This window comes from Mesorhizobium sp. WSM4306, from assembly GCF_007003975.1.
In the GTDB taxonomy this organism is placed as follows: domain Bacteria; phylum Pseudomonadota; class Alphaproteobacteria; order Rhizobiales; family Rhizobiaceae; genus Mesorhizobium.
Genome location: NZ_VFTC01000023.1, coordinates 48,864 through 70,031, shown reverse-complemented (window position 1 = coordinate 70,031; position 21,168 = coordinate 48,864). Strand labels below are relative to the sequence as shown.

26 protein-coding genes are annotated in these 21,168 nt (G+C 63.0%); 16 read left to right on the top strand and 10 right to left on the bottom strand.

From position 1 onward, the window contains the following. Positions 1 to 45: 45 nt before the first annotated feature. Positions 46 to 585: a GNAT family N-acetyltransferase gene (locus tag FJV77_RS23650; protein WP_142869016.1), complete on the bottom strand. Its 540-nt coding sequence runs from the start codon at positions 583 to 585 to the stop codon at positions 46 to 48. A gap of 249 nt (positions 586 to 834) precedes the next feature. Between FJV77_RS23650 and FJV77_RS23645 the strand changes: the two genes are divergently transcribed. From FJV77_RS23645 to FJV77_RS23630, 4 genes are all read left to right on the top strand, one after another. Next, positions 835 to 1,290 (top strand): DUF2214 family protein, encoded by a 456-nt coding sequence (locus tag FJV77_RS23645; RefSeq protein ID WP_142869015.1) that lies wholly within the window; start codon positions 835 to 837, stop codon positions 1,288 to 1,290. 162 nt (positions 1,291 to 1,452) lie between these two features. Beyond that, on the top strand, positions 1,453 to 2,430 hold the full coding sequence (locus FJV77_RS23640) for a tripartite tricarboxylate transporter substrate-binding protein (protein WP_142869014.1): 978 nt from the start codon (positions 1,453 to 1,455) through the stop codon (positions 2,428 to 2,430). A gap of 87 nt (positions 2,431 to 2,517) precedes the next feature. Beyond that, positions 2,518 to 2,979: a tripartite tricarboxylate transporter TctB family protein gene (locus tag FJV77_RS23635; RefSeq protein ID WP_142869013.1), complete on the top strand. Its 462-nt coding sequence runs from the start codon at positions 2,518 to 2,520 to the stop codon at positions 2,977 to 2,979. A gap of 9 nt (positions 2,980 to 2,988) precedes the next feature. Then, complete coding sequence (locus FJV77_RS23630; protein WP_142869012.1) at positions 2,989 to 4,497, top strand: tripartite tricarboxylate transporter permease; 1,509 nt, start codon at positions 2,989 to 2,991, stop codon at positions 4,495 to 4,497. Here the strand turns inward: FJV77_RS23630 and nth are convergent. Further along, positions 4,494 to 5,300 (bottom strand): endonuclease III, encoded by an 807-nt coding sequence (nth, locus tag FJV77_RS23625; RefSeq protein WP_142869011.1) that lies wholly within the window; start codon positions 5,298 to 5,300, stop codon positions 4,494 to 4,496. The two genes, FJV77_RS23630 and nth, sit on opposite strands and share 4 nt — an antisense overlap. Before the next feature lie 22 nt (positions 5,301 to 5,322). On the opposite strand from nth, the gene FJV77_RS23620 reads away from it, so the two are divergent. Continuing rightward, on the top strand, positions 5,323 to 5,817 hold the full coding sequence (locus tag FJV77_RS23620) for a DUF2244 domain-containing protein (RefSeq protein WP_142869010.1): 495 nt from the start codon (positions 5,323 to 5,325) through the stop codon (positions 5,815 to 5,817). 9 nt (positions 5,818 to 5,826) lie between these two features. On the opposite strand, the gene FJV77_RS23615 is transcribed toward FJV77_RS23620, so the two are convergent. Next, entirely contained in the window at positions 5,827 to 6,642 is an 816-nt protein-coding gene (locus FJV77_RS23615) for a class I SAM-dependent methyltransferase (protein ID WP_142869009.1), read from the bottom strand. Positions 6,643 to 6,757: 115 nt separating this feature from the next. Here FJV77_RS23615 and FJV77_RS23610 point away from each other — a divergent pair, with 115 nt between their 5' ends. The 6 genes from FJV77_RS23610 (at position 6,758) to FJV77_RS23585 (ending at position 11,694) form a co-directional block, all read left to right on the top strand. Then, on the top strand, positions 6,758 to 7,663 hold the full coding sequence (locus FJV77_RS23610) for a methylated-DNA--[protein]-cysteine S-methyltransferase (protein ID WP_185970406.1): 906 nt from the start codon (positions 6,758 to 6,760) through the stop codon (positions 7,661 to 7,663). A gap of 149 nt (positions 7,664 to 7,812) precedes the next feature. After that, positions 7,813 to 8,721, top strand: a complete 909-nt coding sequence (locus tag FJV77_RS23605; RefSeq protein WP_142869008.1) for a ribokinase — start codon at positions 7,813 to 7,815, stop codon at positions 8,719 to 8,721. Further along, a complete protein-coding gene (locus tag FJV77_RS23600) occupies positions 8,718 to 10,178 on the top strand; it encodes an amidase (protein WP_142869007.1) in 1,461 nt (486 codons plus the stop codon). The genes FJV77_RS23605 and FJV77_RS23600 overlap by 4 nt, the downstream gene beginning before the upstream one ends. A 116-nt stretch (positions 10,179 to 10,294) precedes the next feature. Next, positions 10,295 to 10,909, top strand: coding sequence for a LysE family translocator (locus FJV77_RS23595; RefSeq protein ID WP_142869006.1), 615 nt, complete (start codon positions 10,295 to 10,297; stop codon positions 10,907 to 10,909). An 86-nt stretch (positions 10,910 to 10,995) separates the two neighbouring features. Then, a complete protein-coding gene (locus FJV77_RS23590; protein WP_246691365.1) occupies positions 10,996 to 11,310 on the top strand; it encodes a hypothetical protein in 315 nt (104 codons plus the stop codon). 42 nt (positions 11,311 to 11,352) lie between these two features. Further along, a complete protein-coding gene (locus FJV77_RS23585; protein WP_142869004.1) occupies positions 11,353 to 11,694 on the top strand; it encodes a hypothetical protein in 342 nt (113 codons plus the stop codon). Between the two features lie 64 nt (positions 11,695 to 11,758). Here the strand turns inward: FJV77_RS23585 and FJV77_RS23580 are convergent, their stop codons facing one another. After that, on the bottom strand, positions 11,759 to 12,700 hold the full coding sequence (locus tag FJV77_RS23580; protein ID WP_142869003.1) for a nucleoside hydrolase: 942 nt from the start codon (positions 12,698 to 12,700) through the stop codon (positions 11,759 to 11,761). Between the two features lie 144 nt (positions 12,701 to 12,844). Here FJV77_RS23580 and FJV77_RS23575 point away from each other — a divergent pair, with 144 nt between their 5' ends. Both FJV77_RS23575 and FJV77_RS23570 read left to right on the top strand, forming a co-directional pair. Continuing rightward, positions 12,845 to 13,270 (top strand): Hsp20 family protein, encoded by a 426-nt coding sequence (locus FJV77_RS23575; RefSeq protein ID WP_142869002.1) that lies wholly within the window; start codon positions 12,845 to 12,847, stop codon positions 13,268 to 13,270. Between the two features lie 65 nt (positions 13,271 to 13,335). Beyond that, positions 13,336 to 13,593 (top strand): DUF1150 family protein, encoded by a 258-nt coding sequence (locus FJV77_RS23570; RefSeq protein ID WP_023683072.1) that lies wholly within the window; start codon positions 13,336 to 13,338, stop codon positions 13,591 to 13,593. A 134-nt stretch (positions 13,594 to 13,727) separates the two neighbouring features. On the opposite strand, the gene ptsN is transcribed toward FJV77_RS23570, so the two are convergent. The 6 genes from ptsN to lptC form a co-directional block, all read right to left on the bottom strand. Further along, positions 13,728 to 14,192, bottom strand: coding sequence for a PTS IIA-like nitrogen regulatory protein PtsN (gene ptsN / locus FJV77_RS23565; RefSeq protein ID WP_135898701.1), 465 nt, complete (start codon positions 14,190 to 14,192; stop codon positions 13,728 to 13,730). Positions 14,193 to 14,298: 106 nt separating this feature from the next. Continuing rightward, positions 14,299 to 14,883: a ribosome-associated translation inhibitor RaiA gene (raiA, locus tag FJV77_RS23560; RefSeq protein WP_142869001.1), complete on the bottom strand. Its 585-nt coding sequence runs from the start codon at positions 14,881 to 14,883 to the stop codon at positions 14,299 to 14,301. A gap of 396 nt (positions 14,884 to 15,279) precedes the next feature. After that, positions 15,280 to 16,806, bottom strand: coding sequence for an RNA polymerase factor sigma-54 (gene rpoN / locus FJV77_RS23555; protein ID WP_142869000.1), 1,527 nt, complete (start codon positions 16,804 to 16,806; stop codon positions 15,280 to 15,282). A 215-nt stretch (positions 16,807 to 17,021) separates the two neighbouring features. Continuing rightward, positions 17,022 to 17,840, bottom strand: a complete 819-nt coding sequence (gene lptB / locus FJV77_RS23550) for an LPS export ABC transporter ATP-binding protein (protein WP_023700100.1) — start codon at positions 17,838 to 17,840, stop codon at positions 17,022 to 17,024. Next, positions 17,837 to 18,421, bottom strand: a complete 585-nt coding sequence (locus FJV77_RS23545; RefSeq protein WP_142868999.1) for an LptA/OstA family protein — start codon at positions 18,419 to 18,421, stop codon at positions 17,837 to 17,839. The genes lptB and FJV77_RS23545 overlap by 4 nt, the downstream gene beginning before the upstream one ends. Then, positions 18,408 to 19,121, bottom strand: coding sequence for an LPS export ABC transporter periplasmic protein LptC (lptC, locus tag FJV77_RS23540; protein WP_142868998.1), 714 nt, complete (start codon positions 19,119 to 19,121; stop codon positions 18,408 to 18,410). Before lptC ends, FJV77_RS23545 begins: the two co-directional genes overlap by 14 nt. Before the next feature lie 297 nt (positions 19,122 to 19,418). Here lptC and sppA point away from each other — a divergent pair, with 297 nt between their 5' ends. From sppA to FJV77_RS23525, 3 genes are all read left to right on the top strand, one after another. Continuing rightward, entirely contained in the window at positions 19,419 to 20,375 is a 957-nt protein-coding gene (sppA, locus tag FJV77_RS23535) for a signal peptide peptidase SppA (protein WP_142868997.1), read from the top strand. 80 nt (positions 20,376 to 20,455) lie between these two features. Continuing rightward, the gene (locus FJV77_RS23530; protein ID WP_006200394.1) at positions 20,456 to 20,740 is read left to right on the top strand and encodes an integration host factor subunit beta; all 285 of its coding nucleotides are present in this window, start codon (positions 20,456 to 20,458) and stop codon (positions 20,738 to 20,740) included. A 55-nt stretch (positions 20,741 to 20,795) separates the two neighbouring features. Beyond that, positions 20,796 to 21,140 carry a LapA family protein gene (locus FJV77_RS23525; protein ID WP_142868996.1) on the top strand — a complete coding sequence of 115 codons (345 nt, stop codon included), beginning with the start codon at positions 20,796 to 20,798 and terminating at the stop codon, positions 21,138 to 21,140. Positions 21,141 to 21,168: the final 28 nt, after the last annotated feature.

Here is a 21,168-nt window from a genome sequence, read left to right as displayed (position 1 = left end):
GATGGCAATTTTTGCAGAACGAGGCAATTGCGTCGATGAAGTGCTTCACACCCGCCGTTCGAGCAGGATCGTCGGGCCATCGTGATAGGTGGTTTCCAGCACTTTGGTGTAGCCGCATTTTGCCGCGACGTTCAGCGAGCCGGTGTTTTCCGGATCGATGATGCAGACGGTTCTGGCGCCGGCAAAGGTTTCGTCGCCCCAGGCCAGCGCCCGCCTGACGACTTCGCTGGCAAAACCCCTGCCATGCGCCTGCGGCGCCAACGCCCAGCCAGCTTCGGGGATGCCTTCGAGCGACGGCTCGATATCGCGCTTCAGATCGTGAAATCCGGCCTCGCCGATGAAGCGGCCGCTGGCCTTGTCCTCGACCGCCCAGAAGCCGTAACCGAGCAGCGACCACAGGCCGGCGTGCCGCAGGAACCGCATCCAGCTTTCCTCGCGCGTCCGCGGCTTGCCACTGATGAAGCGGGTGGTGACGGGACTGGCCCACATGACGGCATAGTCGTCGAAGTCATCGAGCCGGTGCGCCCGCATGATGGTCCGCTCCGTTTCGAGGACCGGAACGCCGGCTGTTTTTGGACTGCCCATGAAACTCTGCCTCCGTTGACGTGGCAGCGCTTAGCAAACCAGCGCGCCCGGACAAGGGCCAAGCCGGATCATCGTACGGCCAGCGAAACCATCTCGATCAATCAAAGCTAGCTGTCAGGATGTGGCGTCAATGACACTGATGACTGGACCAGAAGCAGCCCGCCTCTGGGAATTCCGCCGAACGATGCTACCTTCCGCAACCGGTCCGGCTAGGGCCGGTCTCGATACCGCCAATGGGAGGAGAACGCCATGGACACCACCGATCTTGTGCTTGCCATTTTCCATCATCTCTTGGTGTTCTCGCTGGCCGGCATCATCGGCGCCGAATTTGTCCTGATCCGCGGCGACCTGTCCGCCACCACGCTCAAACGGCTTGCCGGCATTGACCGCCACTATGGCATCATCGCCAGTCTGATCATCATCATCGGCATTGGCCGTGTCATCTATGGCCTGAAGGGCTGGGAGTTCTACGTCTACAACTGGGTGTTCTGGGCCAAGATGGCGGCATTCGCTGTCGTCGGTCTGCTGTCCATCGTGCCCACCATCCGTTTCCTGTCCTGGAACCGGCAGGCCAGCGCCAGTCTCGGCTTCCAGGTGCCTGCGGCCGAGCTCGCTTCGGTGAAGACCTATGTGCGCGCCGAGGCCTTTGTCTTCCTGCTGATCCCGATCTTTGCAGCGGCGATGGCGCGCGGCTACGGTTATTGAAGCAACGCCAACACGAAATCCCGTCTCCACCGGGCATACTCCCCATTGATCGCCTTTTGCGGTTTGCGTCAGGCGACAATCTGTTAGCCTGCCTATGTTGCACATCGCTGGCGGGGGTTCCGGGCAACGGTTGGAAATTGATATCCTGGGAGGAGAACTACGATGAGGAAATTTGTTGCCGCCCTGGCCGCCGCCGCGGCCGTCACGCTTTATTCCTTCACCGCCTCAGCACAGACCTATCCCGAGCGCACCATCACCGTCGTCGTGCCGTTTGCAGCCGGCGGTCCGACCGATACGGTCACGCGCCTTGTCGCCGAGGCCATGTCGAAGGATCTCGGCCAGCAGATCATCGTCGAGAATGTCGGCGGCGCCGGCGGCACGCTGGGCGCCGGCCGCGTCGCCAACGCCGACCCGGACGGCTACACGCTGCTCCTCCATCACATCGGCATGGCGACAAGTGCCACGCTCTACAGGAAGCTCGCCTACGACACGCTGAACGCCTTCGAATATGTCGGCCTCGTCACCGAGGTGCCGATGGCCATCGTCGCCCGCAAGGACCTCGAGCCTACAGACCTGAAAGGGCTGGTCGAATACGCCAAGACCAACAAGGACAGCATCACCGTCGCCAATGCCGGCATCGGGGCTGCCTCGCATCTGTGCGGCATGCTGTTCATGAGCGCCATCGGCACGCCGCTGGTCACGGTGCCCTACAAGGGCACCGGCCCGGCCATGACTGACCTTCTCGGCGGCCAGGTAGACTTGATGTGCGACCAGACCACCAACACCACCAAGCAGATCCAGGGCGGCACGATCAAGGCCTATGCCGTCACCACGCCGGAACGCCTCGATGTGATGAAGGATGTGCCGACGACCATCGAAGGCGGTCTGCCGGCAGTGCAGGTCTCCATCTGGCACGGTCTCTATGCGCCGAAAGGCACACCGGCCGCGGTTACCGAGCGCCTGTCGAAATCGCTCCAGGTCGCGCTGAAGGACCCCAATGTCATCGCCCGCTTCGCCGAACTCGGCACCAAGCCGTCATCCGAAGCCGACGCGACGCCGGCGGCGCTGAAGGCCAAGCTGGAAGGCGAGATCACGCGCTGGAAGCCGATCATCGAAGCCGCCGGCCAGTACGCCGACTGAGGACTTGAACGGGGCACGACCAGCGCCCCGTTTTCGCTTCGGTTTTCACATTTGCAACGGCAGGCTCGGGTGCCTGGGAGGACCGTCATGAAACCTTTCGCTATCGACAGGACAAACGGCCTGTGCGCCGCGCTGTTCATCTTTTTCGGCGCCTTTTTCGCGATACAATCGCTCGGCCTTGAGATCGGCACCGCCTTCCGCATGGGACCGGGCTATTTCCCGCTGGTGCTGGCGATCGTGCTGATCGTGCTGGGCGCCATCATCCTCGTCCAGGCGGTGCGCATCGAGGGCGAGCCGATCGGCTCCATTGCCTGGCGGGGCATGCTGTTCATCCTGCCGGCGCCGATCTTCTTCGGCCTGACCGTTCGCGGCCTCGGCTTCGTCCCGTCGATCTTCCTGACGGCGCTGATCGCCTCCTTTGCCAGCGGCCGCATGAAGCCGCTGACCGCACTTGTGTTGTCGGCCGCACTGACGTTGTTTTCGGTCCTGGTCTTCAGCTATGCGCTCGGGTTGCCGTTCCAGCGCTTCGGCCCCTGGCTGCCATTGTGAGGTGCTGATATGGACCTTCTCAATAACCTCGCACTCGGCTTTTCGACGGCCACAACGCCGGCCAATCTTGGCTTCTGCCTGATCGGCGTTCTGCTCGGCACGCTGATCGGCGTCCTGCCCGGCATCGGCGCCACCGCAACCATCGCCATGCTGTTGCCGATCACCTTCCAGATCGGCGATCCGGTTTCCTCGCTGATCATGCTCGCCGGCATTTATTACGGCGCCCAATATGGCGGCTCGACCACCGCCATCCTCATCAACATGCCCGGCGAATCCTCCTCGGCCGTCACCGCGATCGACGGCTACCAGATGGCCCGCAACGGCCGCGCCGGGGCAGCGCTCGCCATCGCTGCGATCGGTTCATTCTTCGCCGGCACGGTATCGACCTTCCTGGTCGCTGTCTTTGCCCCGCCGCTGACGGCGATAGCCCTGCAATTCGGCGCGGCGGAGTATTTTTCGTTGATGATCGTCGGCCTCGTCTCGTCCATCGCGCTCGCCCATGGCTCGATCGTCAAGGCAATGGCGATGGTGGTGCTCGGCCTGCTGCTCGGCATTGTCGGCACCGACATCTACACAGGTACGCCGCGCTTCACGCTCGGCATCCGTGAATACGCCGACGGGCTGAACTTCGTCGCGGTGGCGGTCGGTGTCTTCGGCGTCGCCGAGATCCTGCGTAACCTCGAAAACGAGCACGAGCGCTCGGTGCTGATCAAAAAGGTGTCCGGCCTGATGCCGACCCGCGACGACTTCAAGGCCATGGCGGCTCCCATCGTGCGCGGCACCATCATCGGTTCGGCGCTCGGCATCCTGCCCGGCGGCGGCGCGGTGCTTGCCGCCTTTGCCTCCTACACGGTCGAAAAACGTGTGTCGAAAACCCCCGGGGAATTCGGCAAGGGCGCCATCGCCGGCGTCGCCGGACCGGAATCGGCCAACAATGCCGGCGCCCAGACTTCGTTCATCCCGATGCTGACGCTGGGCATTCCGGCCAACCCCGTCATGGCGCTGATGATCGGCGCCATGATCATCCAGGGCATCGTGCCCGGCCCCAATGTCGCGACCGAACAGCCGGCGCTGTTCTGGGGCATCATCGCCTCGATGTGGATCGGCAATCTGATGCTCATCGTTCTGAACCTGCCGCTGATCGGGCTGTGGGTGAAGCTGCTGACCATCCCCTATTACGTGCTGTTCCCGATCATCATGGCGTTCTGCTCGATCGGCGTTTACAGCGTCAACACCAACGCCTTCGATCTCCATGCCGTCGCCTTCTTCGGCCTGCTCGGCTACGTCCTGACCAAGCTGCGCTGCGAACCGGCACCGCTGCTGCTCGGCTTCGTGCTCGGCCCGTTGCTCGAAGAAAACCTGCGCCGCGCCATGATCCTGTCGCGCGGCGACCCCTCGACCTTCGTGACCCGGCCGATTAGCGCCAGCCTGCTGCTCGTGGCATTGGCCGTGCTCGTCGTCGTCTTCCTGCCCTCGGTCAAGAAGAAGCGCGAAGAGGTGTTCGTGGAGGAGAACTAGTTATCCGGGACGTCCGAAGGGCCGAGCGCAGCGATTTCCACCAGCGGCGCGGGCACATCGGTGGTCTTCTCCGCCGCCTTGCAGATATCGGCGATGACGCAGGCCGGGCAGTCCGGCTTGCGCGCCTTGCAGACGTAGCGGCCATGCAGGATCAGCCAGTGATGCGCGTGGCGCAAATACTCGTCCGGGATGATCCGCAGCAGCCCTTGCTCGACCTGTTCCGGCGTCTTGCCGGGCGCTAGGCCCAGCCGGTTGCCGATGCGAAAAATGTGGGTATCGACCGCCATCGTGTGCTGGCCGAACGCCATGTTGAGCACGACATTGGCGGTCTTGCGTCCGACCCCCGGCAGCTTGACCAGTTCATCCCTGTCGCCGGGCACCTCGCCGCCATAGTCGCGGATCAGCGCCTCCGACAGCGCAATCACGTTCTTGGCCTTGTTGCGCCAGAGCCCGATGGTTTTGATGTACTCGCCGACCTTGACCTCGCCCAGCGCCAGCATTTTTTCAGGCGTGTCGGCGACCTTGAACAGCGCCCGCGTCGCCTTGTTGACGCCGGCGTCTGTGGCCTGCGCCGACAGCACCACCGCCACCAGCAGCGTGAAGGCGTTGACGTGCTCGAGTTCGCCCTTCGGCTCCGGTCGCTGCACCGAAAACCGCCGGAAAATCTCATGCACTTCGGCGGCGCTGTAGAGCGAACGAACCCTTGCCGGCCGTGGCCGCGGCTTCGCGTTCGAGCCGTCGCGGCGGCCTGGCGACAGTTCACTTTTGGGCATGGAAGAATCTTTGGACTTGGGGCTAGCCATTTCCCTCCTATAATATCCCGCCATGAGCGACACAAACGCCTCGTTTCAGGCTGACGAGCCCTTCTTTCACGCATTGTTGACCCCACACCGGTCGCTGGGAAGGACGGGCTTCCTGATCCTGATGGGCGCACTGCTGTTCGGTTGGGTGGTGACCGGGGCGTTTTTCCTGTCGCGCGGCGCCTGGCCGGTGTTCGGCTTCTTCGGCTTCGATGTGATCGCCCTCTACATCGCCTTCCGCGCCAATTACCGCGCCGCCCGCGCCCGCGAGGAAGTGTCGGTGTCGCGCACCAGCCTCGACATTCGCAAGACCGCCCCCTCGGGCAAATCGGTGGCGCATCGCTTCAACCCGTTCTGGGCACGCTTTTCCGTCGCCCGCCATGCCGAGATCGGCATCACCAGGATGGCAGTTGAAGCACAAGGGCAGAATGTGCCGATCGGGTTATTCCTGGACCCAGATTCCCGTGAGAGTTTTGCCACCGCGTTCTCGCGCGCTCTTGCGACCGCTAAGACGCGCTGAACCGGCGCCTCAGAAACGGAAGCGCAGAATCCTGCCGACCTTGCGCAATGCGGGGATGTTTCTCCAGAGCCCGATGAACAGTTTCGCGGACCAGCCCATGTGAGCTGTGCGTTCGGCGCTATAGGCCGAGATATCGTCGACGAAGCGCAGCTTCGGAACGGCGCGCTCCAGTTGGTGCGGGTCCTCGATCGCCCAGTGGACCTCGGCGCCGGTCGCCCTGATGGTCGGATTGAGGCGAAGCATCTTCAGGCCGAATCGGCTGTAAGCGTCGAACATCAGCTCGCCGCCCGAAAGATGCGAGACGAGGCGCGACAACAGCCGCGGCCCTTCCTCTGCTGGCAGATACGGCGTCAGCCCCTCCATCACCACGACGGCCGGACGATTGCGTGGCACCTCAGTCAGCCAATCCGGGTCGGTGACTGACGACGCGACCAAATGATAGCGGTCCCGAGACGGATAAAGCTTGCGCCTGAGGGCGATGACGTCTGGAAAATCGACATCGAACCACTCCACGCCATCAGCCGGATCGATACGCAAGATGCGCGTGTCGAGCCCGCAGCCGAGATGCAGGACGATGGCGCCGGGATTCCTGGCGATGAAGTCCTGAACGCGAACATCAAATGTCCTGGCGCGGATCGCCAGGCCGATGCCGAGATTGCTGTCGACCTTGAGCCGCGAAAAATCGTAGTCGATCTTGCGCACCGCCTCGTCGGCGAAACGGTCTCTGAGCAGCGAATGCGGCAGCCGGCTCTCCAGCGCCTTGCCGTAGAGCGTCATCAGCAAGGTCTCCCTTGCCCCGGTCAGATTTACCCTTTCGCCGGCCATCGGCATCTCCTGGCTCGCAGTCCAGTCTCTATCTGGGAACGGATGGAAACAAGGCAAGTTTCGGGTGGTTGCAAAGGGCGGAAAGAACGATATTCGCGGTCAAGGAGATATTGCCATGAACGCCCAGATGACCATGAATACGCAGATGAAACCGACAGCGATCCTGCAGCACGACATCACCCCCGAAGGCAGCGACTACGAGGTCGTGCGCCGCGCCATCGAGAAGATCAGCCTCGACTATCGCGACCAGCCGTCGCTGGAAGCCTTGGCCGCCGATGTCGGCGAGACGCCGACCGGGCTGCAAAAGCTGTTCACCCGCTGGGCCGGCCTGTCGCCGAAAGCCTTCCTGCAGGCGGTCACTCTTGACCATGCGCGCAAGCTGCTCGATTCCGGCATGCCGCTGCTCGAGACCTCGTTCGAACTCGGCATGTCCGGCCCCGGCCGGCTGCATGATCTGTTCGTCACCCATGAAGCGATGTCGCCGGGCGATTACAAGACGCGTGGCGCCGGCCTGACCATCCGCTACGGCTACCACATCTCGCCCTTCGGCATCGCTCTGATCATGGTCACCGACCGTGGGCTTGCGGGGCTCGCCTTCAACGATCCGGGCGGCGAGCGGGCGGCCTTCGCCGACATGTCGGGCCGCTGGCCGAATGCCACCTATGTCGAGGACATGAGCGCCACCCAGCCCTATGCCGCGCGCATCTTCGATCCGACGCTGTGGCGCGCCGACCAGCCGCTGCGGGTGGTGATGATCGGCACCGACTTCCAGCTGCGCGTCTGGGACGCGCTGCTGAGGATCCCGATGGGCAGGGCCTGCACCTACTCCTCGATCGCCGCCGGCATCGGCGCGCCGAAGGCGAGCCGCGCGGTGGGCGCGGCAGTCGGCGCCAACCCGTTGTCCTTCGTCGTCCCATGCCACCGGGCTATCGGCAAGTCCGGTGCGCTCACCGGGTACCACTGGGGCCTGACCCGCAAGCGCGCCATCCTCGGCTGGGAAGCAGGCCAGACCGCATCCTGAAGACACCCCGCATCAAACAACGCCGGTGAAAACCCTTCGCCGGTGTTTTTGTTTTGCGAACCCTCGGAAATCGCGCAAAATATCCGCACGCTCTGGCAAGCCGCCGGCTTACAGGTTAGCTTCCCGCGCATCCCGCAGGAGGCCTTTTCTTGATCATCGTTATCGGCTCGATCAATCTCGACCTTATTGCCAATGTCGACCGCTTGCCCTCGCCGGGCGAAACGGTTCGCGGCTCCGGTTTCACCACCGCTCCCGGCGGCAAGGGCGCCAACCAGGCGCTGGCCGCGGCGCGTGCCGGCGCCAAGGTGCGCATGGTCGGCTCCGTCGGCAAGGACAACTTTGCCACCGAGGCGCAGGCGCTGCTTGTCGCGGGCAAGGTCGATCTTTCCGGCGTTGGCCAGAGCTTCGCCTCCACCGGCACGGCGCTGATCCTGGTCGGTGCCGATGGCGAGAACGTCATCGCTGTGGTGCCCGGTGCCAATGATTCGGTGCTGCCGGGCGATCTTGCCAAGGCTTTCCTTGCGAAAGGCGACGTCGTCCTCCTGCAACACGAAATCCCGCTGCAGACGGTCGATGCCGCGCTTGACGCCGCCCGTGCCGCCGGCGCAATCACCGTGCTCAACACCGCGCCCTTCCGCGGCGAGGCGGCGGCGTTTCTCGGCAAGGCCGATTACGCCGTCGCCAACGAGACCGAATTCGACCTTTACGGCGAGGCGCTGTCGCTCAAAGGCCGCGACCGCCCGGCGCGCATGCGCGACTTCGCCGGCAAGACTAGCCGCACCATTGTCGTCACGCTCGGCGGCGACGGCGTGCTGGCGGCGACGCCGGACGATTTCCTGACCGTGCCGGCGCTGAAGATCACCCCGGTCGACACGGTCGGCGCCGGCGACACTTTTTGCGGTTATCTCGCTGCAGGGCTCGCGTCCAACCTGCCGCTCGAACAGGCTCTCACCCGCGCCGCAGCTGCCGGTTCGCTCGCTTGCCTGAAGCCCGGCGCCCAGCCGGCGATCCCGCTGGCGGCGGATGTCGATGCCGCCCTGCGCAACACCGCCGGATGACAGCCATGCGCCCCGCCACGAAGCATGCCGTGCCGCCGGCCGGCGATATTTGCCGCCTCCCCGCCATCGACCTGGCCGAGGCGATCCGGCTTCGCCGCCTGTCCGTACGCGACGTGGTCGCGGCCTTCCTCGACCGTATCGAAGCGGTGAACCCGCTGGTCAACGCCATCGTGTCGCTGCGCGAGCGCGCCGACATTTTGCGCGAGGCCGACGAGGCTGACGCGCATCTGGCACAGGGCAAGCCGACCGGCACGCTGTTCGGCCTGCCCATGGCGATCAAAGACCTCGCCATGACCCGAGGGCTCAGGACCAGTTCCGGCTCGCCGATCTTCGCCGATTTCGTGCCGCAGGAAGACGATTTCTTCGTCGAGCGCATCCGCAAGGCCGGCGCCATCATCATCGGCAAGACCAACGTTCCCGAATTCGGCCTGGGGTCCAACACCTATAACAACGTGTTCGGCCCGACGTTGAACGCTTTCGATCCGGCGCTCACCGCCGGCGGATCGAGCGGCGGCGCTGCGGTCGCGCTTGCGCTGGACATGGTTCCTGTCGCCGACGGCAGCGATTTCGGCGGCTCTCTGCGCAATCCGGCCGCCTGGAACAATGTCTATGGCTTCCGCCCGTCCCAGGGTCTTGTCCCCGGTGGACCGGACGTCGAGGTCTTTCATGCCCAGATGGGCGTCGACGGGCCGATGGGCCGCAGTGTGCGTGAAATGGCGCTGCTTCTCGATGTGCAGGCGGGCTATCATCCGCAGGCGCCTTTGTCCTTTGAAAAGCCGGGATCGTTCCTCGACGGGCTGGCAACACCGGCAAGCGGCGGCCGCATCGGCTGGCTCGGCGATCTCAACGGCCATCTGCCGCTGGAGCCCGGCATCCTCGATCTGTGCGAGGCAGCGCTTGGCCGGTTTGCCGATGCATCCTTCCCCAGCGAACCACTGCTGCCGGATGTGGATTTCGAAGCGCTATGGCAGGCTTTCGTCACGCTGCGCCAGGCGACCAGCGGCTCAGCGCTCAAGGTCCACTATGACGACCCCCACAAGCGCAGCCTGCTGAAGCCGGAAGCCGTCTGGGAAGTGGAGAACGCCATGCGGCTGACGGCGCCCCAGATCCGCGCGGCCTCGGTTGTCCGCACCTCCTGGCATCGCACGCTGCTGTCGCTGTTCGAGCGCTTCGATCTCATCGCGGTGCCGACGGCACAGGTCTTTCCCTTCGAAATTGCCACGCATTGGCCGCGCGAGGTCGCCGGACGCGCCATGGACAGCTACCACCGCTGGATGGAGGTTTCGGCCTTTGCCACGCTCGGCGGCTGTCCCGCGCTCAACGTGCCGGTCGGCTTCGACGACAAGGGCCGGCCCATGGGCATGCAGCTGATCGGGCGACCGCGCGGCGATCTCGCCGTGCTGCGTGCCGGCGCGGCCTATGAGGCGACGTTGCTATGGCAGGTCGGAGCGTCCTGACGTTCGTCCAGGGCCGCAGGTGACCTGCCCTGCCGCGCTTGCACCGGCGTTACCGCCGTGCATTAATCAGGCTCTGACGCGCCCGTGCGAGGCGCATCCTGCCGAGGAATCCCCCCATGTCGCTGGAACTTTACGCCGCCTATGTCCTTGCCTGCATCGTCATCATCCTGGTGCCCGGCCCCACCGTAACGCTGATCATCGCCAACAGCATTCGCCATGGCACGCGCGCCGGGCTCGCCAATGTTGCCGGCACCCAGGCCGGGCTTGCCGTGATGATCGCCATTGTCGGCATTGGCCTCAACACGCTGATCGCAGGCATGGGCCACTGGTTCGAATGGGTGCGCCTGATCGGCGCCGCTTATCTGATCTGGATGGGCGTGCAGATGTTCCGCGCCAAGGGCACGCTGAACGCCGACGGCACGGCCAGGAAGCCGCGCGGCGGCTTCTTCCTGCAGGGCTTGGCTGTGGCGCTGAGCAACCCCAAGACGCTGGTCTTCTTCGGCGCCTTCTTCCCGCAGTTCATCGCCCCTCAAGGCAATTACACGCTGCAGATCGTCGTCATGGGCCTCACCGCCATGATCTTCGCCGCCGTCTCGGATTCGACCTACGCGCTCGCCGCCAGCCGCGCCGGCCGCCTGCTCTCGGCCAGCCGCATCAAGCTGATGTCCAGAATCAGCGGCAGTTTTTTGGTCGGCGGCGGCCTGTGGCTGGCGTTTTCAAAGGCGAAGTAACGGCTACGTTCCCAATGGCAAATGAGGGCTGATTGACAGTCAGCCTTGACGCCACCACATGAATCAGCATTGGGGGATTCATGTCGATGTCCTGGACCTACGTTGACATTAAAAGGAACGCGCCGGGCGTGATCCTGTCCATCGCCATGTTCGCGGTGCTTATTCCCATGGCTTTCTACAAAGGGGCGAATGACGCGAGCCCTATCCGGTCGGTCGAGCCAATCGGCGCAACGGTCAAGAGCGCCCATTCCGACGACGGCCGCACCCTCTATCTGGTTTCTCTCGAAAACGGTTCGTCCATTTTTGTCGATGACGACCGCCCGCATCTGATCGGCGCGCCGGCAAACATGGAGCGTGTCACACGCGACAATGGCGTCGTCTTTTATCGATTTGCAGAGTGAACGGCGACGCGCATGGCCAAGGCTCGGCATTCGCTTGCCTGGATGACCCTGCAGGAGAACCTCAGGGGCATCCTCATCACCATTCTTGTTGTGGGCGTTTGCGCGCTGGCGATCGGCATCCCGATTGCAAGGCAAAGCAGTCCGATCGTCAATGTCGAGCGCCTGACCGGTACAGTGGTCAACGTTCTCAACGCTCCTGCAAGTCCCGAAGTCGCGATCGGCAGCGGGTTCCGCTACTTGTATGGAATTCGCCTCGATGAAAATGACCGCCTGGTGTTTGCCTATGACAACACGACGTCGCCGCGAGCCATCGGCTCGAAGGTTTCGCTCGAGCGACAGCATCGCCGCAACGACACCGAAACATACCGCCTGCAGCGTGAATAGGCGCACAGGTATCGCCCAGAGGCGCCAGGCCCCTGGGCGGTGACGTGGATCAGCTCATGGGGTTTTACAGCCGCGCCAACCGCTCCACCAGCAGCGCGAAAAAGGCGTCATGGTCGATGTCGCGCATCACCATGGCGTTCTTCGGCCGCTTGGTGACGCCCCACCAGTCGATGACGGTCATGCCCATGGTGAGTTCCGAGGCCGTTTCCACCGTCACGTTGCAGTTGCGGCCCTTGAACAGCTCCGGTTTCAGCAGATATGCGATGACGCAGGGGTCGTGCAGCGGCCCGCCATCGGTGCCATATTTCTCCTCATCAAAGCGCTCGAAGAACTCCAGCATCTCGGCCGTGGCGGTGCCGACCCTGGTGCCGAGCTTGCGGATGGCCTGTGTGCGCTTGGCCGTGGTCAGCGCCTTGTGGGTGACGTCGAGCGGCATCATGACGATCGGGATGCCGGATTTGAACACCACATCGGCGGCCTGCGGGTCGACATAGATGTTGAATTCCGCGGTCGGCGTGACATTGCCGCCTTCGAAGAAACCGCCGCCCATCAGCACGATTTCCTTGATGCGCGGTGCAATCTTCGGTTCGCGGATCAGCGCCAGCGCGACATTGGTGAGCGGGCCGAGCGCGCACAGCGTGATCGTGCCGGCCTCTTCCCTCATCAGCGTCTCGACGATGAAATCGACCGCATACTGGTGCTGCAGCTTCATCTTCGGGTCGGGCAGTTGCGGGCCGTTGAGGCCGGTCTTGCCATGCACTTCCTCGGCGGTGACCAGTTCGCGCGCAAGCGGACGGATGGCGCCGGCATAGACCTTGATGTCGGGCCGGCCGGCCAGTTCGCAAATTTTTCTGGCGTTCTTCTCGGTCAATTTCAGCGGCACGTTGCCAGCAACAGCGGTGATGCCGACGATCTCCAGCTCGGCGCTGCCGAGCGCCAGCAATATGGCGACGGCATCGTCCTGGCCGGGATCCGTGTCGATGACGATCTTGCGGGTTTGGGGCATTTCATTTCCTTATGCGGGGGAGTCTTTTTGGCGGGGGTTTTAGACGGCTTGAACTTCGCCGCGGCGCGGACCATATCAAGACCATCGGGAAAAATGCCATCCGGGTTTTTCCAGTTTATGTCGCTCCAAAGAGGACAGTGTAACATGAGCCGAATGACGCCCTTCTCCAGCCCGCTTCTCCTGGGTTTCGATGCCATGGAAAAGACCCTGGAACGATTGGCGAAATCCGGTGACGGCTATCCTCCCTACAACATCGAGCGCCTCAGCGGTGCCGACGGCAAGGCCGAAAGGCTGCGCATTACGCTCGCTGTGGCGGGATTCGCCGAAAGCGATCTCGATGTCACCACGGAGGAAAACCAGTTGGTCGTGCGCGGCCGTCAGACCGACGACACCGAGCGCGAATTCCTCCACCGCGGCATCGCCGCGCGCCAGTTCCAGCGCTGTTTCGTGCTGGCCGACGGCATGCGGGTGATCGCAGCGGAACTGAAGAACGGCCTTTTGTCGATCGATCTCGATCGGCCGGAGTCCGAACGACTGGTACGGAAAATAAATATATCGGTGAAAGACTGATCTTTACCGATGGCTCTCATGCGGGATGGCCTTGAGCGGCGTCCTCGCGCCAAGGAGGCTTTGAAATGACCAGAACTGACGAAACCATCACCATGACCAGCGGCGAATTCGCCCATCTCGGCGAAGGCTCGGTCGCTTACCTCCGCAAGGTCTCGAGCGACGAACTGCTCGGCCGCTTCCCCAATCTCGGCGAAATCGCGCCCGGCATGGTCTTGTGGGCCCTGTTTGCGGCCAACGGCCAGCCGATCCTGCTTTCGGACGCCAAAGACCGGGCTCTGGCCGGCGCCATGGAAAACGACCTGACCACTGTTGCTATTCACTAAAACCATGATCCCGAAAAGGGGGAACCGGTTTTCGGGCAAGATCATGGTTGACCGATAGAATAGCCGATTGTCAGGATCGGAAATGCAAAGGGCCGCCTTTGGCGGCCCCTGGAAGAGTTAATCCCCAAAAGACTTCAGGCCGCGTGCGAGGCCTGCGTGTCCGACAGCAGCGCGTGGATGGCGACCGCATCGCGCGTGCCCCTGATCTTGGCTACCGTGTCGGCGTCACGCAACACCCTTGCGATGCGCGACAGCGCCTTGAGGTGATCGGCGCCGGCGCCTTCCGGGGCCAGCAGCAAGAACACCAGATCGACCGGCTGGTCGTCCAGCGCCTCGAAATCAACCGGCGTCTCCAGCCGGGCAAAGACGCCGGCGATGCGCTTGACCCCGGCGAGCTTGCCGTGCGGAATGGCGATGCCGTTGCCGACGCCGGTGGAGCCCAGCCGTTCGCGCTGCAGGATGGTGTCGAACACTTCGCGCTCCGGAATGCCCGAAATCGCCGCCGCTCTCTCGGACAGCAATTGCAGAAGCTGCTTTTTGGAGTTCGCCTTCAACGCCGGCAAGATCGCCGGAACGTTGATAAGATCGCTCAGATCCATGCTTGAAAATCCCTTATTCGCCTGCCGTCGCCAGTCCTCGCCCCTCGCGCGGCCGGCTATTATCTCTGTGCGACCATTGCCGTCACGCCCGTGCGACCCATTGTCGTCACGCCTGTGCGACTTTGGTGGTGGACGGGTCGATCCAGCCGATATTTCCGTCCGGCCGCCGATAGACGATGTTGAGGTGGTCGTTTCCGGCGTTGCGGAAGACGAAGACCGGGCTCTCCTTGGTGTCGAGCTCGATGACTGCCGACGCCACCGACATGGTCTGCAGCGTCATGGTTGATTCGGCGACGATGGCCGGGGCGAAATCCTCCGGAAACTCCTCGTCGTCGTCGGCAAGCGGCGCCATCACCGTATAGGCGATGTCGGTGATTTCACCATTGCCATTGCCTGAATTGTGCGATTTCAGACGGCGCTTGTAGCGCCGAAGCCGCGTTTCGAGGCGATCCGCCGCCGCCTCGAAGGCAAGCGTTGGATCCTGAGCATCGCCGGTCGCCTGCAGCGAAGCGCCGGAATCCAGCCTGATCATGCAATCGGCCGAATAGCGCGACCCCGATTTGATGACGGTGACATGCCCTGAAAAACCGCGATCGAAATATTTACCGATCGCCTCGCCGACACGATCGGTGATGCGCGTACGAAACGCATCGCCGATATCCATGTGCTTTCCCGATATGCGCAGCTTCATCTGAAAACTGACCTTCCTTGCTCAGGCTTCAAACTGGCCAGAGTTTATACTCGTGGTCCGTGCGCACAAGCTTTGCGGCGTCAACTCGCGCCGATTTTAGATCCGAACTTTCCGGTTGATCACAATCCGCCTTCTTGGCCGTCCCGCGGCCTTCATCGTGACGGACCATCCGCATGCGGGCCGCAAGCCCGTCTCATGCGGGCGGGCTTCTAGACACTTCATTGCGGCTTGTCAATGAAGGTCTAGAGTTGCGGAAATCCAGCCATAGCAAAAGGCCCTGCCGGGCAAGCAGAACTGGAGCAATTCCAGGAAAAATGTGATCGGTTTTTCCGTCCGGAATTGCGTAAAAACAAAGAGATAGAGCGGTTCGCCGTTTCCATGAAACGGTGAACCGTTCTAACGCCCAGCGCTGGCCAGCGCGCGCTTTTCACGCCGCCGCTGCACTGATGAGGGAATGTTCATGCCCTCGCGGTATTTGGCCACCGTGCGCCTGGCAATATCGACGCCGCTTTCCTTCAACATGTCGACGATGGCGTCATCGGACAGCACGTCGGCGGGCTTTTCCTCATCGATCAGCTGCTTGATGCGGTCGCGCACCGCTTCCGAGGAGTGCGCGTCGCCGCCGCCTGAGGCGGCGATCGAGGCGGTGAAGAAATAGCGCAGCTCGAACACGCCGCGCGGCGTCAGCATGTATTTGTTGGCCGTCACCCGGCTGACGGTCGATTCATGCATGCCGATGGCATCGGCCACCGTGCGCAGGTTGAGCGGCCTGAGATGGCGCACGCCATGAACCAGAAAGGCGTCCTGCTGGCGCACGATTTCCGACGCCACTTTCAGGATCGTCTTTGCCCGCTGGTCGAGGCTGCGCGTCAGCCAATTGGCGTTCTGCAGGCACTCGGCCAAAAAATCCTTCTCCGCCTGGTTCTTGGCCTGCGGCGAGACCTGGGCGAAATAGATGTGGTCCACCAGCACGCGCGGCAGCGTCTCGGCATTGAGCTCGACCGTCCAGCTGCCGTCATTGGCCGCCCGCACCTCGACATCGGCGACAATGGCGTCGCTGGTGCCGACCGAGAACGCCATGCCCGGGCGAGGGTCGAGCGCGCGGATTTCGGCCAGCATGTCGAGGAGATCCTCCTCGTCGACCCCGCAGAGCCGCTTCAGCGTCTGGAAATCGCGCCGCGCCAGGAGTTCGAGGTTGCCGATCAGCGTCTTCATCGCCGGATCGAGGCGATCGCGCACGGCAAGCTGCAGCGACAGGCACTCGGCAAGGTCGCGCGCAAACAGGCCGACCGGCTCGAATGTCTGGCAAACGGCCAGCACCTTGGCCACCATGGCCTGATCGGCGCCCAGCCGTCTCGCGATGTCTGCCGGGTCGGCGCGCAGATAACCGGCCTCGTCCAGGCCATCAGCCAGTTCGCCGGCGATCAGCCTTGCGGCCGGATCGGCAAAGGCAAGCGCGATCTGCTCGCCGACATGCTGGCGGAGCGTGATGGCCGCGGCCGCCATGTCGCCAACGTCGAAGCTTTCGGACGAGCCGGACGAACCATTGCCGGTGGCCGACTTCCACTGCGCCGTCAGGTCGGGACCGAGTCGCTCGCTGGTGCCGGGATCGTCTGGAAACAGGTTTTCCAGCGAGCTGTCGAGCTTGTCCGAGATCGCTTCGGCGCTCCACGCCGTCTCGCTCTCGAACCAGTCGCCATCGGCGGCAGGCTCAGGCGCGGTGTCGCCCTTCTGCACCTGGTCACTTGCCGCATCTTCCTGGGGCTCGGCGCGCTCCAGCAACGGATTGCGCTCGATCTCGTCGTCGATGAAATGGTCGAGCTCGATATGGGTGAGCTGCAGCAGCCTGATCGACTGCATCAGCTGCGGCGTCATCACCAGCGACTGGGATTGTCGTAGCTGTAATTTCGCCGCCAGCGCCATGGTTTGGTTTCAAACGCCCTTCTGCACCCGGAAGCCTACACATCAGAAGCTGCCGAAAAATGAATTTTTCCGACCCTCCATAGAAACTGGCCCGGCTTTTGCTTGTCAAGGAGAATGGCAGCAAAAGGGCCCTTGCGGAGCATTATCTCACGCAAAATCGGAGAAAAAGGCCCGGCGGGGCGGCAAAAAATCGCGTCAGGAAACAAATTTCACGCTCAGAGCGTGAAACCCTCGCCGAGATAAAGCCGCCGCACATCCGGGTTCGCCACCACTTCGTCGGCGCGGCCATGCGTCAGCACCTGGCCGGCATGGATAATGTAGGCGCGGTCGATGAGGCCGAGCGTTTCGCGCACATTGTGGTCCGTGATGAGCACGCCGATGCCGCGCGCCGTCAGATGGCGCACAAGTTGCTGGATATCGGCGACGGCAATCGGGTCAATGCCGGCGAAAGGCTCGTCGAGAAGCATGTACGCCGGCCGCGTCGCCAGGGCGCGGGCGATTTCCAGGCGCCGCCGCTCGCCGCCGGACAGCGACATGGACGGTGACTTGCGCAGATGGCTGATGTGGAATTCCTCGAGCAGTTCGTCGAGATTGCGCTCGCGCACCTTACGGTCCTTCTCGACCACCTCGAGCACGGCGCGAATATTCTGCTCGACATTGAGGCCGCGGAAGATCGACGCTTCCTGCGGCAGATAGCCGATGCCGAGGCGCGCGCGGCGGTACATCGGCATCGAGGTGACGTCGAAACCGTCGATCTCGATCGTGCCTTCGTCGACCGGCACCAGGCCGGTGACCATGTAGAAACAGGTGGTCTTGCCGGCGCCGTTCGGGCCGAGCAGCCCGACGGCCTCGCCGGCGCGCACACCGATGGTGACGCCGCTGACCACCTTGCGACCCTTGTAGCTCTTGGTCAGACCCTTGGCGATCAGGGTGCCCTTGAACTTCGCGGAATCGACGGTGACTGTGGCCGGTGCAGCAAGTTTGCTGGCCGCCCGTCCCGGAAGGCGGGTCAGCAGCGAAGATACGCCAGTCATTCGGGCTTCGGCGCCTCGGATTTCGGGGGCGGTGTCATCGACATGATGACTCGCCCGCCGCAGCCATCGACCTGAGCCAGGCCGCTTTTCATCTGCACGGTGAGCTTGCAGCCCTTGAGCACATTGGGGCCTTGGGACAGCACGACTTCATTGCCCGACAGGACGAGAACCTGCGTCTTCATGTCGAACGTCGCGTTGTCGCCGGTGGCGATCTGGTCATTCGACTTGATGTAGACTTTGTTTTTGACGACCAGGTGATCGATGTTGGCCGAACCTGTCATCGCCGAAGCGCCGGCGGCGGTACCCTTGGCGGCGTTGGGGTCCTTGACGTAGTAGACCTCCATACTGCCGGCCTTGAGCAGCGTCGGCCCTTGCGTCACGGTGACGTTGCCGCTGAACAGCGCCATGCTGTCGGCTTGGCGGACCTCGAGCTTGTCGCTCTCGATCTGGATCGGCTGGTCGCCCGACAGTTTGAGCCCGGATTGGCTGCTGGCGCTGGACTGGGCCCAGGACGGCGCCATACCCAGCAACAGCAAGGCCGAAGCTGCGGCGACAAGCCGTGCCGAATTACTGGGACGCATTCGATTCTCCGCTCTTTGCCTCTGCCGCCTTCATAGTGGCCGGATCGATGTGAACGCTTACCTTATTTTCGAAAACGACAACCTTGCCATTTTCCTCGACCGACATCGAACCCGCCGTGATCCGCGAGCCGTCACGGCTGACATCGACCGGATCACCTGTCTTCATAGAACCTTTGCCCATGTCGAGGAAGACCGATTTGAACGTGGCAGCGACGCCGTCGGTGGTGGTGACGGTGACGTCGCTGGTCATGTCCATCGTGTTGGCGTTTCTGTTATAGATGCCGCGCTTGGCGTCGACGATCGCCACATTGTCGGCCGTCAGCGGTAGTTTGGCATGGATGCCTTCGAGTTCGATGATGTCCTGCTTGCCGACGTCCTGGATGGCGCGCAGCGCCGTCAGCGAATAGGGCAGCTTCTGCTTGGTGAAGCCATTGAGCTTGGGATTGGCCATCACCAGCTTGCCGTTGGCAAAGGCGGTGCCTTCTGCCTGTATTGAGATCGAGACCGGCGCCGCGAGATAGGAATAAACCGGAAAGGCTACCGCGATAGCAGCGGCAAGCACCGGCACGGCAAACTTCAGCACGCGCACGCGGCGCGAATGGCGCTGGGCGCGGTCGAAGGCGTCCCCGCGCGTGCCCGCGGGCGCCGTGGGCGCCAAGGCCGCATCGGCGTTGGTCGGTTCGTTCGATCGAGCTAGCATGACTGTCTTCTAATAAACCCTTGCCCGCCAAAACACCTGCTATAGGTGGGTTGCCGGCCCCCGCAAGCAAGCACAAGCGGAGGAAAACCGCAAAAATGTGACGACCGTTGTTTTTGCAAACGGAAATCAGGCGACACAATTTCGGCACTTCATAGCAGAAACGAACGCATCGCGTCATTTTTTCCTGAAATGCCGTACGCAGCCACGGTCGCTTCGCCGCAGGCCCGTGAGGAAGAGGTAGCCGGGCGCGGATGCTTGCTTTAAAAGCATCGCTTCCCACCGATTATGAGGCAGACCATGGCACTGAGAGCCGACGACCTGATCGACCGCCGCCGCTTGCGACGCAAGCTGACCTTCTGGCGCGGCGCTGCCATTGCCATCGTGGCGCTCGGGGTGATTGCGCTTGCAAGCTGGTTCTATGGCGAAGATCTCGGCGGCTCCTCGGTCAACCATATCGCCAAGGTCAGGATCGAAGGCACCATCACCGAGGACGAGGAACTGATCAAGCGACTGGAAACCATCCGCACATCCTCGCAGGTCAAGGGCGTCATCCTGGCCATCGATTCGCCCGGCGGCACCACGGTCGGCGGTGAATCGATCTATGAGGAGGTGCGCAAGCTCGCCGCCGACAAGCCGGTGGTGGCCGAGGTCGGCACGCTGGCCGCATCGGCCGGCTACATGATCGCCAGCGCCAGCGACCACATCGTCGCCCGCAAGACCTCGATCGTCGGCTCGATCGGCGTGCTCATCCAGTATCCCGATGTCAGTGGCCTGATGGACAAGGTCGGCATCAAGCTCGAAGAGGTGAAATCCTCGCCGCTCAAGGCCGCGCCCTCGCCCTTCAAGCCGACCAATGAAGACGAGCGCGCCATGGTCCGCAAGCTCATCCTCGACAGCTACGACTGGTTCGTCGGCATCGTCGCCGAGCGCCGCAAGATGACCCGCGAGCAGGCACTGGCCCTCGCCGACGGCTCGATCTTCACCGGCCGCCAGGGCCTTGCCAACGGTCTGATCGACGCTGTCGGCGGCGAAAGCGTGGCGATCGACTGGCTAGCGACCAAGGGCGTTGACGCCAAGCTCAAGGTGGTGGAATGGAAGGACACTGAACGGCGCGGCAGCTTCCTGTTCTCGAAAGCAGTAGCGCGCAGCGTCGGCAGCGCGCTCGGTCTGTCGGACTCGGGAAGCGACGTTCTTCACGAAATCGGCGCCGATCGCTTGTTTCTTGACGGTCTCGTTTCCGTCTGGCACCCTTGATTTGCCGTTTGGGGCGAGTAAAAAAGCAAATAAAATCATCCTGATAATTTGACCGCAGCGCTTTCACGGGGACCTTTCTGATGATCAAATCCGAGCTTGTGCAGATCATTGCCACGCGCAACCCGCATCTTTTCCTGCGCGACGTCGAAAACATCGTGGGGGCGATCTTCGACGAGATCACCGATGCCCTTGCGGAAGGCAACCGGGTCGAGTTGCGCGGCTTTGGCGCTTTTTCGGTGAAAAACCGCCCTGCCCGCACCGGCCGCAACCCGCGCACCGGCGAATCCGTCGAGGTCGAGGAGAAGTGGGTGCCGTTCTTCAAGACCGGCAAGGAATTGCGTGAACGGCTGAACGGCGGCAAATAAGCGCGGACTTGACGCGTCGGCCTTCTTAAAGGCCTGCCTTTCCCAAGGAATCTCTATGTTCAACCGTTTCATACTTATCGTGGTCTTCGTGCCGCTGGCCGTCATCCTGATTGCACTGGCCGTCGCCAACCGCGAGCTGGTCGCCTTCACGCTGGACCCGTTCAACCCCGGCAATCCAAAGCTGACGCTGAACTTGCCGCTGTTCATCTTCCTGTTCGTGGCGCTCGCCATCGGCATGGTCGTCGGCAGCCTGGCGACCTGGGTCAAGCAGGGCCGATATCGCAAGCTGGCGCGCCAGCGCGGCGTCGAGGCCGAGAATTTGCGCCAGGCGGTCAGCCGTGTGCCAGCCGCGCCGCAAGGCTCTCCCCCGGGGACGGCGCTGCCGAAGCCAACGGCCTGAAGCCGGCGCTTTTACCTTCGCGGAGTTT

Coding starts and splice junctions, on each gene's coding strand:
- FJV77_RS23580 (WP_142869003.1), bottom strand. CDS start 12,700: ATGCCCCAAACCCGCAAGATCGTCATCGACACGGATCCCGGCCAGGAC.
- FJV77_RS23590 (WP_246691365.1), top strand. CDS start 10,996: ATGTCCTGGACCTACGTTGACATTAAAAGGAACGCGCCGGGCGTGATC.
- FJV77_RS23650 (WP_142869016.1), bottom strand. CDS start 585: ATGGGCAGTCCAAAAACAGCCGGCGTTCCGGTCCTCGAAACGGAGCGG.
- FJV77_RS23615 (WP_142869009.1), bottom strand. CDS start 6,642: ATGGCCGGCGAAAGGGTAAATCTGACCGGGGCAAGGGAGACCTTGCTG.
- FJV77_RS23570 (WP_023683072.1), top strand. CDS start 13,336: ATGACCAGAACTGACGAAACCATCACCATGACCAGCGGCGAATTCGCC.
- FJV77_RS23545 (WP_142868999.1), bottom strand. CDS start 18,421: ATGCGTCCCAGTAATTCGGCACGGCTTGTCGCCGCAGCTTCGGCCTTG.
- FJV77_RS23645 (WP_142869015.1), top strand. CDS start 835: ATGGACACCACCGATCTTGTGCTTGCCATTTTCCATCATCTCTTGGTG.
- FJV77_RS23525 (WP_142868996.1), top strand. CDS start 20,796: ATGTTCAACCGTTTCATACTTATCGTGGTCTTCGTGCCGCTGGCCGTC.
- lptC (WP_142868998.1), bottom strand. CDS start 19,121: ATGCTAGCTCGATCGAACGAACCGACCAACGCCGATGCGGCCTTGGCG.
- FJV77_RS23585 (WP_142869004.1), top strand. CDS start 11,353: ATGACCCTGCAGGAGAACCTCAGGGGCATCCTCATCACCATTCTTGTT.
- FJV77_RS23640 (WP_142869014.1), top strand. CDS start 1,453: ATGAGGAAATTTGTTGCCGCCCTGGCCGCCGCCGCGGCCGTCACGCTT.
- FJV77_RS23630 (WP_142869012.1), top strand. CDS start 2,989: ATGGACCTTCTCAATAACCTCGCACTCGGCTTTTCGACGGCCACAACG.
- FJV77_RS23530 (WP_006200394.1), top strand. CDS start 20,456: ATGATCAAATCCGAGCTTGTGCAGATCATTGCCACGCGCAACCCGCAT.
- lptB (WP_023700100.1), bottom strand. CDS start 17,840: ATGACTGGCGTATCTTCGCTGCTGACCCGCCTTCCGGGACGGGCGGCC.
- rpoN (WP_142869000.1), bottom strand. CDS start 16,806: ATGGCGCTGGCGGCGAAATTACAGCTACGACAATCCCAGTCGCTGGTG.
- FJV77_RS23620 (WP_142869010.1), top strand. CDS start 5,323: ATGAGCGACACAAACGCCTCGTTTCAGGCTGACGAGCCCTTCTTTCAC.
- raiA (WP_142869001.1), bottom strand. CDS start 14,883: ATGAAGCTGCGCATATCGGGAAAGCACATGGATATCGGCGATGCGTTT.
- FJV77_RS23595 (WP_142869006.1), top strand. CDS start 10,295: ATGTCGCTGGAACTTTACGCCGCCTATGTCCTTGCCTGCATCGTCATC.
- nth (WP_142869011.1), bottom strand. CDS start 5,300: ATGGCTAGCCCCAAGTCCAAAGATTCTTCCATGCCCAAAAGTGAACTG.
- FJV77_RS23600 (WP_142869007.1), top strand. CDS start 8,718: ATGACAGCCATGCGCCCCGCCACGAAGCATGCCGTGCCGCCGGCCGGC.
- ptsN (WP_135898701.1), bottom strand. CDS start 14,192: ATGGATCTGAGCGATCTTATCAACGTTCCGGCGATCTTGCCGGCGTTG.
- FJV77_RS23635 (WP_142869013.1), top strand. CDS start 2,518: ATGAAACCTTTCGCTATCGACAGGACAAACGGCCTGTGCGCCGCGCTG.
- sppA (WP_142868997.1), top strand. CDS start 19,419: ATGGCACTGAGAGCCGACGACCTGATCGACCGCCGCCGCTTGCGACGC.
- FJV77_RS23575 (WP_142869002.1), top strand. CDS start 12,845: ATGAGCCGAATGACGCCCTTCTCCAGCCCGCTTCTCCTGGGTTTCGAT.
- FJV77_RS23610 (WP_185970406.1), top strand. CDS start 6,758: ATGAACGCCCAGATGACCATGAATACGCAGATGAAACCGACAGCGATC.